Annotated in this window: 15 protein-coding genes; 6 read left to right on the forward strand and 9 right to left on the reverse strand. The window is 68.0% G+C overall.

All coding sequences use genetic code 11. The features are described from left to right. Positions 1 to 52: 52 nt before the first annotated feature. Positions 53 to 1894, forward strand: a complete 1842-nt coding sequence (btuB, locus tag RZA67_RS13440; RefSeq protein ID WP_317213229.1) for a TonB-dependent vitamin B12 receptor — start codon at positions 53 to 55, stop codon at positions 1892 to 1894. 155 nt (positions 1895 to 2049) lie between these two features. Here btuB and gph read toward each other — a convergent pair whose 3' ends face one another. Next, positions 2050 to 2712, reverse strand: coding sequence for a phosphoglycolate phosphatase (gene gph / locus RZA67_RS13445; RefSeq protein WP_317213230.1), 663 nt, complete (start codon positions 2710 to 2712; stop codon positions 2050 to 2052). Between the two features lie 179 nt (positions 2713 to 2891). Between gph and RZA67_RS13450 the strand changes: the two genes are divergently transcribed. After that, positions 2892 to 3806, forward strand: coding sequence for an MBL fold metallo-hydrolase (locus RZA67_RS13450; RefSeq protein WP_317213231.1), 915 nt, complete (start codon positions 2892 to 2894; stop codon positions 3804 to 3806). A gap of 82 nt (positions 3807 to 3888) precedes the next feature. Here the strand turns inward: RZA67_RS13450 and dinB are convergent, their stop codons facing one another. Then, positions 3889 to 4962 (reverse strand): DNA polymerase IV, encoded by a 1074-nt coding sequence (gene dinB / locus RZA67_RS13455; RefSeq protein WP_317213232.1) that lies wholly within the window; start codon positions 4960 to 4962, stop codon positions 3889 to 3891. A gap of 191 nt (positions 4963 to 5153) precedes the next feature. Here dinB and fabA point away from each other — a divergent pair, with 191 nt between their 5' ends. After that, a complete protein-coding gene (fabA, locus tag RZA67_RS13460; protein ID WP_317213233.1) occupies positions 5154 to 5669 on the forward strand; it encodes a 3-hydroxyacyl-[acyl-carrier-protein] dehydratase FabA in 516 nt (171 codons plus the stop codon). Further along, entirely contained in the window at positions 5669 to 6877 is a 1209-nt protein-coding gene (fabB, locus tag RZA67_RS13465) for a beta-ketoacyl-ACP synthase I (RefSeq protein ID WP_317213234.1), read from the forward strand. The genes fabA and fabB overlap by 1 nt, the downstream gene beginning before the upstream one ends. Positions 6878 to 6945: 68 nt before the next feature. Here the strand turns inward: fabB and RZA67_RS13470 are convergent, their stop codons facing one another. The 3 genes from RZA67_RS13470 to RZA67_RS13480 are packed head-to-tail and all read right to left on the reverse strand — an operon-like array spanning position 6946 to position 9385. Further along, positions 6946 to 7632 carry an HAD family phosphatase gene (locus RZA67_RS13470; RefSeq protein ID WP_317213235.1) on the reverse strand — a complete coding sequence of 229 codons (687 nt, stop codon included), beginning with the start codon at positions 7630 to 7632 and terminating at the stop codon, positions 6946 to 6948. Next, the gene (locus tag RZA67_RS13475; protein ID WP_317213236.1) at positions 7629 to 8330 is read right to left on the reverse strand and encodes a pseudouridine synthase; all 702 of its coding nucleotides are present in this window, start codon (positions 8328 to 8330) and stop codon (positions 7629 to 7631) included. Before RZA67_RS13475 ends, RZA67_RS13470 begins: the two co-directional genes overlap by 4 nt. Continuing rightward, on the reverse strand, positions 8327 to 9385 hold the full coding sequence (locus RZA67_RS13480) for a class I SAM-dependent methyltransferase (RefSeq protein WP_317213237.1): 1059 nt from the start codon (positions 9383 to 9385) through the stop codon (positions 8327 to 8329). Before RZA67_RS13480 ends, RZA67_RS13475 begins: the two co-directional genes overlap by 4 nt. A gap of 152 nt (positions 9386 to 9537) precedes the next feature. Between RZA67_RS13480 and RZA67_RS13485 the strand changes: the two genes are divergently transcribed. Beyond that, entirely contained in the window at positions 9538 to 9801 is a 264-nt protein-coding gene (locus tag RZA67_RS13485) for a hypothetical protein (protein WP_317213238.1), read from the forward strand. A gap of 51 nt (positions 9802 to 9852) precedes the next feature. On the opposite strand, the gene RZA67_RS13490 is transcribed toward RZA67_RS13485, so the two are convergent. Next, complete coding sequence (locus RZA67_RS13490) at positions 9853 to 10155, reverse strand: DUF3247 family protein (RefSeq protein WP_317213239.1); 303 nt, start codon at positions 10153 to 10155, stop codon at positions 9853 to 9855. 43 nt (positions 10156 to 10198) lie between these two features. Beyond that, entirely contained in the window at positions 10199 to 12133 is a 1935-nt protein-coding gene (locus RZA67_RS13495; protein ID WP_317214022.1) for an ATP-binding protein, read from the reverse strand. A gap of 272 nt (positions 12134 to 12405) precedes the next feature. Here RZA67_RS13495 and RZA67_RS13500 point away from each other — a divergent pair, with 272 nt between their 5' ends. After that, the gene (locus RZA67_RS13500) at positions 12406 to 12990 is read left to right on the forward strand and encodes a DUF3016 domain-containing protein (RefSeq protein ID WP_317213240.1); all 585 of its coding nucleotides are present in this window, start codon (positions 12406 to 12408) and stop codon (positions 12988 to 12990) included. Between the two features lie 96 nt (positions 12991 to 13086). On the opposite strand, the gene alr is transcribed toward RZA67_RS13500, so the two are convergent. Both alr and RZA67_RS13510 read right to left on the reverse strand, forming a co-directional pair. After that, entirely contained in the window at positions 13087 to 14172 is a 1086-nt protein-coding gene (gene alr / locus RZA67_RS13505) for an alanine racemase (RefSeq protein ID WP_317213241.1), read from the reverse strand. Beyond that, complete coding sequence (locus tag RZA67_RS13510; RefSeq protein WP_317213242.1) at positions 14151 to 15458, reverse strand: D-amino acid dehydrogenase; 1308 nt, start codon at positions 15456 to 15458, stop codon at positions 14151 to 14153. The genes alr and RZA67_RS13510 overlap by 22 nt, the downstream gene beginning before the upstream one ends. Positions 15459 to 15549 lie beyond the last annotated feature (91 nt).

Here is a 15549-nt window from a genome sequence, read left to right on the forward strand (position 1 = left end):
ATCTCCCAGGGTCCGTGCGGGCGTGCGCGGCGCAAACGAGTTCTCCTTTCCGATGATCAAGCCCCACTGTGTTCTCTCTCTGGCCGTACTGGCCGCCCTGCCCGGCGCTGCGCTGGCGCAGGACACTGCCACCGCGCTGGACCAGGTACTGGTGACCGCCACGCGCACGCCGGTGGCGCTGGAAAACAGCCTCAGCCCGGCGCAGGTGATAGACCGCGCCGAGATCGAGCGCAGCCAGGCCCTGTCCCTGCCGCAGCTGCTGAGCGGACGCGCCGGCATCAACCTGACCAACAGCGGCGGGCTCGGCAAGCAGACCTCGCTGTTCCTGCGCGGCACCAATTCCTCACATACCGTGGTGCTGCTCGATGGCGTGCGCATCAACACCGCCGACATGGGCCTGGCCGCACTGCAGGACCTGCCGCTGGCGCAGATCGAGCGCGTGGAGATCGTGCGCGGCCCGCAGTCCAGCCTGTATGGCGCCGATGCCATCGGCGGCGTGGTGCAGATCTTCACCCGGCGCAACCAGGGCAGCTTCGCTCCCCACCTCACCCTCGGCGGCGGCAGCAACGGGCTGCGCCAAGCCAGCGGCGGCATCGGCGGCGGCACCGAGCGTGGCTGGTTCGGTGCGGACATCGCCTATCAGCACACCGACGGCATCAATGCCTGCCGTGGCGATGCGCTCACCTTCGCCGGCTGCGGCGCCGACGAGCCCGACCGCGACGGCTACCGCAACCTTTCCGGGAGCCTGCGCGGCGGTTACCAGTTCACTCCCCAGTGGGCCGTGGAAGGCAGCATGCTGCGTGCCGACGGCGAGAACCACTACGACGGCTACTACAACTACTCCGAGACGCGCCAGCAGGTCCTGGCCGGCAGCGTGCGCTACACCCCTTCGCAACAGCTGCGCGTGAGCGCCAACGTTGGTCGCAGTGACAACACGTCGGACAACTACGGCCCGGTCCCGGGCAAGGACAGCGCACAGACCCACCGCGACAGTGCCTCGCTGCAGGCCGACATCGGCCTGGCCGAAGGGCAGCTGCTGACGGCCGGCATCGACTGGACCGACGACCACCTGGACGGCAGCAGCACCGCCTACCTGCGCGACAGCCGCGACAACACCGGTGTGTTCGTGCAGTACCAGGCGCAGTTCGGCGCGCACCAGGTGCAGGCCAGCGTGCGCAACGACGACAACCAGGATTACGGCAACCACACCACCGGTGCGCTGGCGTGGGGCATGGCAGTGGGTGCCGGCTGGCGTGTGACGGCCAGCCACGGCACCGCGTTCAAGGCACCGACCTTCAGCGATCTGTACGACCCGTTCAGCGGCACGCCGGGGCTGGACCCGGAAACCGCGCGCAGCACCAATCTGGGCGTGTCCCGGCAGGGCCAGGGCTGGCGTTGGGGCCTGGATGTGTATGAAACCCGCATTGATGACCTGATCACCTTCGACAGCAGCACCTGGCGCATGACCCAGGTCGAGAAGGCCCGCATCCGCGGTGCCGAGCTCACCGGCAGCACGCAGCTCGCTGGCATCGACGTGGCCGCGCAGTTCAGCTGGACCGACCCGCGCAACCGCACCGGTGGCAGCAGCCAGTACGACAACGCGCTGGCCCGTCGCGCGCAGCAGACCGCGCGCCTGGACCTGGACCGCGCATTCGGCGACCTGCGCGTCGGCCTCACCGGCACCGCTGCGGGCAAGCGCTACGACGATCAGGCAAACACCGTGCGCCTGGCCGGTTATGGCCTGCTCGACCTGCGCGTGGAATACGCACTCACCCGCGACTGGTCGGTGCTGGCGCGTGCAGCCAACGTGTTCGACCGCCGATACGAAACGGCGGCCTGGTACAACCAACCTGGCCGCGAGTATCAGCTGAGCGTGCGCTACCAGCCGCGCTGAACGCGCACGGCATCGGTCGCCACCTGCCGTGGTAGGGCCGACCCCACAGTTGGCTGCTCTCCGGTCAGATCACGAGAACGCTGCCGCGCTTCTCGCGGTGAGCCGACCGCAGGGTCGGCGCTACCGGTGCACGCGCGTATTCGCGGTCTCCGCGGTCAGAGACCTGGCAGCTGACGCAGGTCGTCGACCACGCCTACGGCATAGGCGCGGTCCAGGTCCAGGCCGCGGGTATAGCCATAGCGCACCAGCGCAATCGGCATGCCTGCGTCCTGCGCTGCGCGGTAATCGGTCAGCGAATCGCCCACCATCAGGCACTGCGCTGGCACCCAGCCGAACGCGCGCGCGAGATGACGCAGCGGTTCGCCACTGGGCTTGCGCTGCGGCAGCGTATCGCCGCCCACGATCTGCGCAAAGAAACCGTCGATGCCAAGATGCGCAAGCAGCGGCGACACCAGCGCCTCGGGCTTGTTGGTGCAGATGGCCATTGGCACGTCGCGCGCGCGCAATGCCGCAAGCGCTTCGACCACACCGGGATACAGGCGCGGGCTGCGCAGCAGGCAGTCGCGGTAATGCACCATGAAACGCGGCATCACGGCGGCCATGTCGAGGTCCAGGCCCAGATGGTCGGCGGCCTGCTGCACCAGCCGGCCCACGCCGTCGCCAATCCAGCTCACCACCAGCGCTTCGGGCACCCGCGGCTGGCCAAGTTCTTCCAGCGTGCGGTTCACCGCTTCGGCGATGTCGCCGGCGCTGTCCACCAGCGTGCCATCCAGGTCGAACACCACCAGCGGATACGGATACGTGGAACCTTCGCTCACGGCCATGACACCTGCAACGGGGGGAAACCTCCATTGTACGTGTACGCGCGCGGGCGACCCGCAGCGCGGGCACGGGACAACGCTGCGGCATACTGCCAAAGGTGATATCCGGTGCGTGACAGGGACGATGGCCAGCGCCCGGTGCATCACCGCCCCGCCCTGCTGCAAGGAGCCCTGCGATGCGAATCCTGCCTCTGCTGTTGCTTGCGCTGTTGCTCTCGTTCACCGCCCTGCCGGCTGCGCAGGCTGTCGGCTCTCCCCCCTTTGCCAGCACCGGGATCACACGGGCTGCAGTGCTGGTGCACCCGTTCCATCCCGGCCCGGACGCGATGTTCCAGGTGTCATCGGTGGTCATCGAAGCGCGTGACGAGCTCCTGCTGGTCAATGCGCAGTTCGGCCGCTCCGACGCCGAACGGCTGGTGCAATGGATACGCGCGATCGGCAAGCCGCTGCGCACGATCTACATCAGCCACGGCGATCCGGATTACTACTTCGGCCTGGCCACACTGCAGGACGCATTCCCGCGCGCGCGTATCGTCGCCACCCCGGCAACGGTGGCCCATATCCGCGCGACCTCGGCCGACAAGCTCGCGTTCTGGGGGCCGAAGATGGGTACTGAAGCGCCCACCCGCATCGTCATCCCCTGGCGCCTGCGTGGCGACCGCCTGCGCATGAAGGGTGCCGAGCTGCGCATCATTGGTCTGGGCGGACCGGATCGCGCTCGCACCACGCTGTGGCTGCCCGGCCAGCGCGTCGTGCTGGGCGGCGTGCTGGTCAGTGCCGGCGAACACGTGTGGATGGCCGACACCCAGGGGAAGCAATCACATCAGAACTGGCTCGCCGCCCTGCAGCAGCTGCAGGCACTGCGGCCGCTGCAGGTGATTCCGGGGCATTACACCGTCGGCGCAGCGCTTGATGACAGCGCGCTTTCGTTCACCGCCGACTACATCCGCGCCTTCGATGAGGAGACGGCCCGGGCCGCTGACAGCACCGCTTTGATCGCAGCCATGCGCGCGCGCTACCCGGATCTTGCCGGCGTGGAGGGACTGGAGCTCAGCGCCAGGGTCGCCAAGGGTGAAATCCCCTGGCCCTGACCGCCCCCCGGCACGGTGGTAGTGACGGGCCATGCCCGTCACGCAGCCCGTCACGCACCCCGTCAAGTGCCCGTCACCACGCCTACCAGGGCTCGAACAACTGTCCCTGCACCACCGGCTCGCGCTCGCGGAAGCCGCCCAGCCCCACGCCGACCAGGCGATACCGGGTGTCGGCAGGCAGGTCGACCCGCGCGCGCAGCGCCAGCGCGATGTCACGCAGTTCCTGCATCGAGTCAGGCGCGCGCTCCGGAGTGAAACTGCGGGTGACGATGCGGAACTGTGCGGTCTTGAGTTTCAGCACAACGGTATGTCCGATGCGCTCGGTCTTGCGCGTGGCATGCCAGGTCTTTTCAGCCAGCGTGGCAATGGCTTCGTCGAGCTCGTCCAGCAGCAGGTCATCAGCAAACGTGTCTTCCGAAGAGATCGACTGCACAGGCTGATCCGGCTGCACCGGGCGTTCGTCCACACCGCGTGCGCGGTTGTAGAGGCTGCGACCGAAACTGCCAAAGCGCTGTTCCAGCTCGGCCAGCTCCCACCGGCGCAGGTCGCCGCAGGTGGTGATGCCCAGCTCGGCCAGCTTGCCGCCCATCACCTTGCCCACGCCGGGAACCCGGTTGACCGGCAGCGCGGCCAGAAACGCATCCACCCGCTGCGGCGGAATGACGAACTGGCCGTCGGGCTTGCGCCAGTCGGAGGCCACCTTGGCCAGGAACTTGTTCGGCGCGATGCCGGCTGAAGCGGTCAGCCGGGTCTGCTCGCGGATCTGGGCACGGATCGTGCGCGCGATATCGGTGGCCAGCGCAGGTCCGCGCTTGGGCTCGGTGACATCCAGGTAGGCCTCGTCCAGCGACAGCGGTTCCACCAGATCGGTATGCGACAGGAAGATCTCCCGCACCTGCCGCGATACCGCCTTGTAGCGCGCGAAGTCCGGCGGCACGAACACGGCGTCCGGGCACAGCCGCTCGGCGCGCAGCGCCGGCATCGCCGAGCGCACGCCGAACACACGCGCCTCGTAGGAGGCCGCGCATACCACCGAACGCGCGCCGCGCCAGGCCACCACTACCGGCTTGCCGCGCAGCGACGGGTCATCGCGCTGTTCCACCGACGCGTAAAAGGCGTCCATGTCAACGTGGATGATCTTGCGCATCGGGCTCATTGCGGGCGGAATTCGGGTATTCGACGATAGTGGTCCACACGCACAAGTATGGTCTATGCGTATCAACAGGATGCGTGGTTTCAGCTGAAAACACTACGCGGGCGTACGGTCAAAAAGTTTGATTGAAGCTGATTTCCTCGGGCATGCTCGGGCGCTTGCTCCTCGTTTTCAGCCTCAGGATTGTGCTCTCCATGACTCGTCTCAACGCGTTCTCGCGCGACCAACTGCTGGCCAGCGCCCGCGGTGAACTGTTCGGCAGCGCTGCCGGCCGCCTGCCCAACGACCCGATGCTGATGTTCGACCGCATCACCGAGATCAACGAAGACGGCGGCCCGCACGGCAAGGGCATGGTACGCGCTGAGCTGGATATCCGCCCGGACCTGTGGTTTTTCGGCTGCCATTTCATCGGCGACCCGGTGATGCCCGGCTGCCTGGGGCTGGATGCCATGTGGCAGCTGACCGGTTTCTACCTCACCTGGCTGGGGGCGCCCGGCCGTGGTCGCGCGCTGGGCTGCGGCGAGGTGAAGTTCACCGGACAGGTGCTGCCGGAGGCAAAACTGGTGCGCTACGAGGTGGACATCACCCGCGTGATCAACCGCAAGCTGGTGATGGCCCAGGCCAACGCGCGCATGTACGTGGACGATCGCGAGATCTATGTTGCCAACGACCTGCGCGTTGGCCTGTTCACTTCGACCGAGAACTTCTGATGCGTCGCGTTGCCATTACCGGAATGGGTATCACCTCCTGCCTGGGCAATGACCTGGACACCGTCTCCAACGCCCTGCGCGAAGGCCGTGCCGGCATCACCGCCCTGCCTGACCATGCCGAGGCCGGACTGCGCAGCCAGGTCGGTGGACGCGTCGACCTTGACCTGGACGCGCTGATCGACCGCAAGCTGAAGCGTTTCATGAGCGATGCTTCGGCTTATGCCTATCTTGCAACCCGCGACGCCATCGCCGACGCCGGGCTGACGCCGGAGCAGGTGAGCAATCCACGTACCGGTCTGATCGCCGGCTCCGGCGGTGGTTCCAGCCAGTGGCAGGTGGAAACGGCGGACATCCTGCGCAGCCGCGGCGTGCGCAAGGTCGGCCCGTACATGGTGCCGCGCACGATGTGCTCCACCGTGTCGGCCTGCCTGGCCACCTCGTTCCAGATCAAGGGCCTGAGCTACTCGCTGTCGGCCGCCTGCGCCACCTCGGCGCATTGCATCGGCGCAGCCGCCGACCTGATCCGTCACGGCGCACAGGACATCGTGCTGGCCGGTGGCGGTGAAGACCTGCACTGGTCGATGAGCGTGATGTTCGACGCCATGGGCGCGCTGTCCACCAGCTTCAACGACACGCCAGCCACCGCCTCGCGCCCGTATGACAAGGACCGCGATGGCTTCGTCATCGCTGGCGGCGGCGGCATGCTGGTGCTGGAAGACTGGGACCATGCGGTGGCCCGTGGCGCACGCATCCATGCCGAGCTGCTCGGCTACGGGGTGACCTCCGACGGCGCCGACATGGTCGCCCCGTCCGGTGAGGGCGCGGTGCGCTGCATGAAGATGGCACTGGAAGGTGTGGACCGTCCGCTGGACTACCTCAACACGCACGGCACCTCCACGCCACTGGGGGACGTGACCGAACTGGGCGCCATCCGCGAAGTGTTCGGCGAGGCGATGCCGCCGCTGTCCTCGACCAAGGCGCTGTCGGGTCATTCGCTTGGCGCGGCCAGCGTGCACGAGGCGATCTACTGCCTGCTGATGATGCGCGATGGTTTCATCGCCGGTTCGGTCAATATCGGCGAACTCGACCCGAAGGTCGAAGGGTTCCCGATTCTGCGGCAGACCCGTGAGCAGCAGCTGGACGTGGTGATGTCCAACAGCTTCGGCTTCGGCGGCACCAATGCAGCGCTGGTGTTCGGCCGCGCCTGACGCCCGCTCGTAGCGCGGGGCTCTGCCCCGCTGTGACGACCAACGGTCGTCACCTGCCGGGGGCATCCTCACGCGCGCCGAAGCAGCGGCAGCAGCAATGCGTGTGCGTCGGTCAGCGAGCCGACGATGCGATGACCCAGCGCGCGAAGCTCGGCATCCGGCGCCACCAGGTCAGGCACCTGGATCGCGGTCAGGCCGGCCGCCAGCGCCGCGCGCACACCGGCTGGTGAATCTTCCAGCGCCAGGCAGCGCGCCGGCACCTGGCCCAGCCGCTGCGCGGCCAGCAGGTAGATGTCCGGCGCCGGCTTGGGATGCGCCACGTCGCTGGCCGTCACCACCACATCGAAGAACGGCAGCAGCCCCGCGGCGGCCAGCTTGCGGTTGGCCCGCGGCTGCCGGGTCGATGTGGCAACCGCGCGCGGAATCGCATGCGCCTTGAGCAGCTCCAGCAGTTCCATGATGCCCGGTCGCAGCGGCAGGCCCTGCTGGGTGCGTGCCTCGTACAGATCAAAGCTGCGGGCGAACAGAGCATCGAGCAGCACGCTGTCGTCGACATGCTGCTCCAGCAGGCGGCGGCAATCGGCATCGCCCATGCCCACCATGCGCAGGAAGAAGCCTTCCGGCAACGGCACCGCCAGCTCCAGCGCGGCCTCGTTCCAGCAGGCAATCGACACGCGCTCGCTGTCGATCATCAGCCCGTCCATGTCAAACACCACCGCCTCGGGCAGGAACGGCAGTGCAGCCAGTGCGCTCATGGGGTGAACAGCGTATCCAGGTCGGCCTCGGTCAGGATGCGCCACTGGCCCTCGTCCAGTCCCTCCAGACCCAGCCCGCCGACCCGGCTGCGATGCAGGCCCTGCACGTGGTTGCCCACGGCCGCGAACATGCGCCGCACCTGATGGTAACGACCCTCATGCAGCACCAGCCGAGCACGACGCGCGCCCAGCACCTCCAGTTCGGCCGGCAGCAGTGGCGTCTTCTCCGACTCCAGCATCAAGGTGCCGCTTGCGAACAGACCGGTCTCGTCGCCGCGCAGGTCCTGCGCCAGCTCCACTTCATAGACCTTGGGCAGGCGCGCCTTGGGCGAGATGATCCGATGCAGCAGGCCACCGTCGTCGGTCAAAAGCAGCAGGCCACTGGTTTCGCGGTCCAGCCGGCCCACGGTGGACAGCACCGGGTCGCGGTCGCGGAAGCGCGGCGGCAGCAGGTCGTAGATCAACCGCCCGGTATCCTTGGTCGAGCAGGTGTAGCCGGCCGGCTTGTGCAGCGCGATGGCCAGTCCCGCCGGCGGGTCCAGCGGCTCGCCATCGACGCGGATCGCATCGCGATCGACCTGGTCATCGGCATAGAGCACCTCACCGTCTGCATCGGTGATGCGGCCTTCGCGGAACATCCACTGCACCTGCTTGCGGCTGCCGTAGCCGAGGTTGGCGATCAGCTTGACCAGCTTCATCGGCCGCCTCCCCGCACCGCCTCGATGAGTTTGAAGCCATCGCGCTCGGCCAGCACGCGCACGGTACCGAAGCTGTCGTTGAGGATCTGCTCGTAGGGCAGGTGGCGGTTGGCCACCACATACAGCCGCCCGCGCGGACGCAGCGCCTGTGCCGCGACGAAGATGAAGCGCTGGCCGATATCCGGACGATCTTCACGGGCTGGCGTGTGGAACGGCGGATTGCTGACAATGACGTCGTAGCCAGGCTCTACGCCGGCGGTCACGTCGCGCCACAGGAAACGCAGCGGCACCGGGCGCGGCGGCGGTGCCAGATTCAGCTCGGCCAGCGACAGCGCGCGCTGCTCGGCTTCGTAAAGGTCCACCGCGGTGATGTCCGGGCAACGCTCCAGCAGTTCGCGGGTCAGGTAGCCATAACCTGCCCCCAGGTCGGCCGCGCGACCGGCCAGGTCGGTGGGCAGGTTCTCGGCCAGCAGGGCCGAGGCCGGGTCGGTGCGGTCCCAGGCGAACACACCCGGGCGGCTGAGGAAGCGCCCACCGAGAATCGGTCGCACCGCATCCAGCGCGGCCCAGCGGCCCTGCAGTGCCGCGTCGTGCTGGTCACCCAGCGGCAGGCTCCAGTACACGCGGCAGTGGTTCTTGGTCAGGCTGCCACCGAGCCCCGCCAGCAGTTTGAGATCGCCTTCGCCGGAGCGCGCGCCCTCGTTGTTGCTCTGGCCGGCCACCAGCACCCCGCCCGGTGCCAGCAGGCCCAGCGCGCGGGCGAACAGGGCGCGTGCCTCTTCGCGTTGGCGCGGCGGCAACACCAGCACCATGGCATAGCGCCCGGCATGGTCCTCGCCGAGCTGTGAGGCCACGTCCCACCCCGCTGCCTGCAATGCCTGCGCAAACGGGGCGAAACTCTGCTCGCACTGCAGATCACGGCCCTGCGCCTGCTCGCGCAGCGGCCAGCCATCGCGGGCGCGCAGGAAGGCCACCGGGCCTTCGGGCCAGCGCAGGCGGCCTTGAGAGAACGGCAGGAACAGGGTCTTGAGGGGGGCGTCGTCGCTGGCGGCCATCGGGCACGGGAGCCTTGGAACACAGGGGGCCGTCATTGTACCGGCTCACCCGCGCCGGGCCCGTTTTGCGAAAACAGAACATCCTGTTGATCGCCGCACAACACCACACGCGGCACGGTGGAGGCCCGCAACGAATCCAACAGGAGACCCGCATGCGCGCATTGTTCGTCGGTGGCGTGGTGGATAACAGCGAAATGGACCTGGAGGGCGCCCAGCCGCCGGTGCATTACCCCGAGGACACCGGCGGTGGCCACTCCCGCTACCGCCTGCACCAGGTCGGCACCGGCGCCGACGGCAGCGTTGCCTACGCGGTCTATGGTGCGCCGGACATGGCCGACGAGGAAGTCGAGCGGGTTGCCTCTGAACGGGCCTACGCGCGCCGTTTCGACGCCGAGCCGAAGCGTTTCGAGCATTAAGGGAAGCGGGGCATGGCCCCGCTCTACCCTTCGCTGGCCCGGTTATGCCCGTCAGGGCTTGGGGTCGTAGGCGTGTTCCAGCTCACGCACCTGCGCGATCTCATCCAGCCAGATCAGGTGCCACTGCTGCGGCTGGTCAAGGTCGTCCAGCCGCAGCTGGCCGTTCGTTCCCTCATTGCCGGCCTCGTCGCGGTACTGCTGCACCGTTGGCCTGACCGCGACCGTACCGAGCAGGCGACGGCCATCACGCAGGGTCACCTGCACCCTGCGCTCGCCCGGCAGCTCTGGCAGCAAGGCCTCGAGCTTGGCGATTTCGTTGGGATCGGTGTGCAGACGGGGAGCGGTTCGGGACATTACGGGTATCTCCTTGGCGGACGACCGGGGGCCGTCCTGGGTATCAGTGCAGCGGCGCCGCCGGCGGACGCGGGCGCACGTGGCGCACCGCCGAGACCAGCTGCGCCACCGAATAGGGTTTGGCCACGTGTTCCTGGAAGCCGGAGGTCAGCGCACGCCGACGGTCATCGGCCCGCGCCAACGCGGTGACTGCGACGGCCGGCAGCACCCCCGCATCCACGCCCATGTCCTCGCGCAACGTCCGCACCAGCCCGTAACCGTCCATGCCCGGCATGCCGATATCGGTGAGCAGCACGTCGAAGCTCTCCGGGCTGCGCTGGCCCAGCACCGCCAAGGCCTCACCGGCCGATGCCGCCGGAGTCACGGTGGCGCCCTGTTCCTCCAGCATGCGGCGCAGATACTCCAGCACCTCCGGCTGATCCTCGACCGCCAGAACACTGAGGCCACGCAGCGGATAAGGCTCCACCACCGGCGTCATGATCGGCCGTCCGGCCACTACCTCGCGCAGCGGTCGGGCCTGCTCGTGCTGATAGCGCGGCAGGCATACGGTGAACGTGGCGCCATGGCCGTGGCCTTCGCTGGCCGCACTGACCGTGCCGCCATGCAGCTCCACCAGCTGCTGCACAATGGCCAGGCCCAGCCCCAGCCCGCCATGGCGGCGCGTGGTGGTGCCGTCGGCCTGGCGGAAGCGGCCGAACAGATGATTGAGGAACTCCGGGGCGATGCCATCGCCGGTGTCGGTCACGGTAATGACCCAGCCCGCGTCATCCTCGTCCAGCCGCACTTCGATGCGGCCCTCGGCCGGGGTGAACTTGATCGCGTTGGACAGCAGGTTCCAGAACACCTGCTGCAGCCGCGTGGCATCGCCCAGCACGCGACAGGGCTGCTCGGGCATGTGCAGCTGCACGTCCAGGGCCTTGCCTTCGGCCACCAGCTCCTGCGCACCCAGCGCTTCGGCCAGCTGCGCGCGCAGGTCCAGCACCTCCACTTCCAGCTGCACCTTGCCCAGCAGCATGCTGCTCAGGTCCAGCATGTCCGAGATCAGGCGCTTCTGCGCCGAGGCGCTGCTGGCGATCACACCCAGCCCCTTGTACAGCGGGCTGGTGGCATCCACGCGCTGCAGCAGCAGCTCGCTCCAGCCCAGGATGGTGGTCAGCGGCGTGCGCAGTTCGTGCGAGAGCGTGGCCAGGAATTCGTCTTTCAGCCGGGCCATGTGCTCGGCCGCGCTACGGGCCGCGCGCTCGGACTGCAGCAGCTCCTCGCGCGCCAGTTCCACTTCACGGCGCTCGGTGACATCCGGGCTGCTGCCGGCCAGACCGATGAAACGGCCACTGCGCGAAAAGCGCGGCCGCGCATTCATCTCCAGCCAGCGCCACTGCCCGTCGGCGCGCCGCGCACGCACCAGTGCGTGCATGGAGCGTTGCGCGCTCAGCGCCTCGCGCAGCTCGTATTCGAACACCGAAGCGTCGTCAGGATGGACCAGTCCGCGCCAGACATCTTCCGGGACCCGGTTCTCATCACCGCCGAAGAACTCGCTGAAGGCACTGTTGACGAACCGGGCATGCCCCTGCGCATCCAGCACCCACACCGCCATCGGCAGGCCGTCGGCCAGCGCGCTGAAGCGCGCCTCGCTCTCGCCCAGCTCACCCTCGATGCGCTTGCGCATGGTGATGTCGAAGAACAGGACCGCCACATTGTTGTCTTCAGGCGGGCCGATGCGCACCGCGTCCACCGAAAACTCCCGCCCCAGCGCGCGCGCCTCCATCTCGAACTGCACCGGCTCACCGGTGCGCGCCACCCGTCCATAGATGCGGAACCAGTCCGCCTCATGATTGGGTTCCACCTCCGTCATGCGCTTGCCCAGCACGTCGGAAAGGCCGGTGTGGCGACTGAACGCGGCGTTTACTTCGCGGAACACATAGTCCACTGGCTGGCCGTCCTCGAACAACACGTGTATCACGCAGAACGCCGCATGCATGCGCGAAAGGACGTCTCGGTAGGCGTGGTCCGCCGCAAGGGCGGGCACGGCTTCTGGCGGGTTGGGCAGACTGGACAAGGGCGGCATCGGTGAGGGCAGCAGGGGGCTAGGATGGTCCAGACAGCGTAGGCACAGCGTCAAGCACCCTGAACGACATGTGTTGACGCTGCTGAACATGGGGCATAACCAGCGCCCGGACGCTTGTTCCCGCGTGGTGCCGCGCCCACACTGCAGTTCTTCCACAAACCGCGCCTGGTCGCCGGAGCCTGGTCATGAAAAGAACCCTATCTGCCAGCCTTGTGCTGGCGTCTGTGCTCAGTCTGGGCCTGGCGGCGCAAGCGGCGCCGCGGACCGTCACCGATCCGAAGGCGCCGCGGGCACTGGCCGCCGAAGGCCCGGTCAGCGTCAGCTGGAGCGACCCGTCCACCTTCAGCGAAGTGAAGCAGAGCCGTAACCGATTTGAGGCCGAACGCGGCAACTGGGTCCAGCAGCTGGCCGAATACGTGCGTAGCCGGGCGGCCAAAAGCCTGGCACCGGGCCAGACTCTGCAGGTCACCCTGCTGGACATCAAGCGCGCCGGTGACTATGAGCCGTGGCGGGGGCCGGGGGCGAGCGACGTGCGGATCCTTCGCGACATCTACCCGCCGCGGATCTCACTGCAGTACGAACTGAAGGGCAGCAATGGCCAGGTGCTCGACAGCGGCCAGGCCGACCTGCGCAATACGGGCTATCTGCAGACCAGCCCCAGGCTGCAGAGCAGCTCGGACCCATTGCGCTATGAAAAAGGTCTGATTGATGACTGGGTACGGCGCCTGACCGCCCAGCAGCCGGGAAGAGCCCGCCCCTACGGTAGGTGACGACCGTTGGTCGTCACTACGGTTGGCCGCCGCGCGATCTGACCGGAAAGCAGCCCGGCAGAGCCTGGCTCTACGGTAGGTGACGACCGTTGGTCGTCACTGCGTTTGGCCGCCTATGTACTCGCGGGCCACGCGCTTGAGTGCGCAGGGCAGCTGGTAGGCGCTGACGTTGCAGCGCGGTGCCAGCTCGGAAAGGCTCAGCGCCTGCCCGCCCCACAACTCGACCTCGCTGCCGATCGTCGCCTCTGGATGATCGGTCAGGTCCACGGTCAGCATGTCCATCGACACCCGTCCGATCGTTTCCCCGGCCTGCCCGTCAATGATCACCGGGGTTCCGTTGGGGGCGAACTGCGGGTAGCCGTCGGCATACCCCATCGCCACCACGCCGACGCGGGTACGGCGCGGGGCGACAAACCGCGCACCATAGCCCACCGGTTCGCCCGCCTCGATCCAGCGCTCGGCGATCACCTTCGAGCGCAGGTTCATCACCGGCTGCAACCGGCTGGTCAGCGTGCTGTCCTGCGGCAGCGGGTTGGCGCCGTACAGCATCAGCCCCGGCCGCACCCAGTCGCTGCGCACCTGCGGCCAGCCCAGCAGGGCCGGCGAATTGCACACGCTGGTCTGGCCGTCCAGGCCCGCAGTGGCCTCGGCAAAGGTGGCCACCTGCTCGGCGGTGCGGCCGCTGTCGAGTTCATCCGCACGCGCCAGGTGGGTCATCAACACCACCGAACCGACCTGCGGCAGCGCCTGCAGGCGCGCATACGCCGCGCGGAAACCGGCCACGTCCAGTCCAAGCCGGTGCATGCCGCTGTCCAGCTTCAGCCACACGGTCAGCGGCTGCGGGCTGGCGAACGCGGCCAGTGCCTCCACCTGCCAGGGCGATCCCACGGCTGTCCACAGATCATGTTCGGCGATCAGCGGCAGCTCACTGGCCTCGAAAAAGCCCTCCAGCAGCAGAATCGGCGCGCCGATGCCCGCCGCCCGCAGTTCCAGCGCTTCTTCGATCGCCGCCACTGCAAAGCCATCGGCGATGTCCTGCAGCGCCTGCGCGCAGCGCACCGCGCCATGCCCGTAGGCATCGGCCTTGACCACGGCCAGCGCCTTGCCACCACCGAGTTCGCGGGCCAGCAGGTAGTTGCTGCGCAGCGCCGCCAGGTCGATCAACGCGCGGGCTGGGCGCATGCGCGGCTCTCCATGCGGGCGGCGGCGGCAGACCCGCCGTAACGGAAGATGTCCAGCCCTTCGGTGCTGATCTGCGGCTGGCGCGCGCTCATCAGGTCGGCCAGATAGCGGCCCGAGCCGCAGGCCATGGTCCAGCCCAGCGTGCCATGGCCGGTGTTGAGGAACAGGTTGCGCACCGGCGTGGCGCCGATCACCGGCGTACCGTCCGGCGTGGCCGGTCGCAGGCCGGTCCAGAACTCGGCACGCGACAGGTCACCGCCCTTCGGGTACAGGTCGGCAACCACCATTTCCAGCGTCTGCCGGCGCCGCGGCGAGAGCGAAAGATCAAAGCCGGCCACCTCGGCCATGCCACCCACGCGGATGCGGTTGTCAAAGCGGGTGACCGCAACCTTGTAGCTCTCATCCAGGATGGTCGAGGTCGGCGCCATTGCCGGGTCGGTGATCGGCAGCGTCAGCGAATAGCCCTTCAGCGGATACACCGGCAGGTCCATGCCCAGCGGCGCCACCAGCGCCGGCGAACAGCTGCCGAGCGCGACCACGTAACGGTCGGCGGTTTCCAGCACACCGTTGACCATGGCCCCGGTGATGCGGTCGCCTTCGCGGCGCAGCGCCGAAACATCCTGGTCATAGCGGAACTCCACACCGGCCTCGGCCGCCATGGCGGCCAGGCGGCGGGTGAACAGCTGGCAGTCACCGGTCTGGTCGCGCGGCAACCGCAGCGCGCCCACCAGCGTATGCGCCACGTCGGCCAGCGCCGGCTCGGCCCGCACGATGCCCTCGCGGTCCAGCACCTCGTAGGGCACGCCGTACTGGGAGAGCACCTCGATGTCCTGCGCCGACGCATCCAGCTGCTGCTGGGTGCGGAACAGCTGGGTGGTGCCCAGCTCACGCCCCTCGTAGTCGATACCGGTCTCGGCGCGCAGCTGGTTCAGACAGTCGCGGCTGTACTCGGACATGCGCACCATGCGCGCCTTGTTGATCACATAGCGCTCGTGGGTGCAGTTGCGCAGCATCTGCCACAGCCAGCGGTACTGGGCCAGGTCCATGCCCGGGCGGATCGCCAGCGGAGCATGCTTCTCGAACAGCCAGCCGATGGCCTTCTTCGGCACGCCGGGCGCCGCCCACGGCGAGGTGTAACCGAAGGACAGCTGGCCGGCGTTGGCGAAGCTGGTTTCCAGACCCGGACCGGGCTGGCGGTCGACCACCGTGACATCGAAGCCGGCCTGCCGCAGATACCAGGCACTGGTGGTACCGATCACGCCGGCACCGAGAACAAGAACGCGCATGGGGACTTCTCCAACCCGAGTCTTTCCCTGCGAGGGGGCTCGCCGGGACCACAATCGTGGAAGTATAGTCAGCACAATCCAGAGAATTACC

The sequence above is a fragment of the Stenotrophomonas sp. C3(2023) genome, assembly GCF_032911385.1.
Taxonomy (GTDB): domain Bacteria; phylum Pseudomonadota; class Gammaproteobacteria; order Xanthomonadales; family Xanthomonadaceae; genus Stenotrophomonas.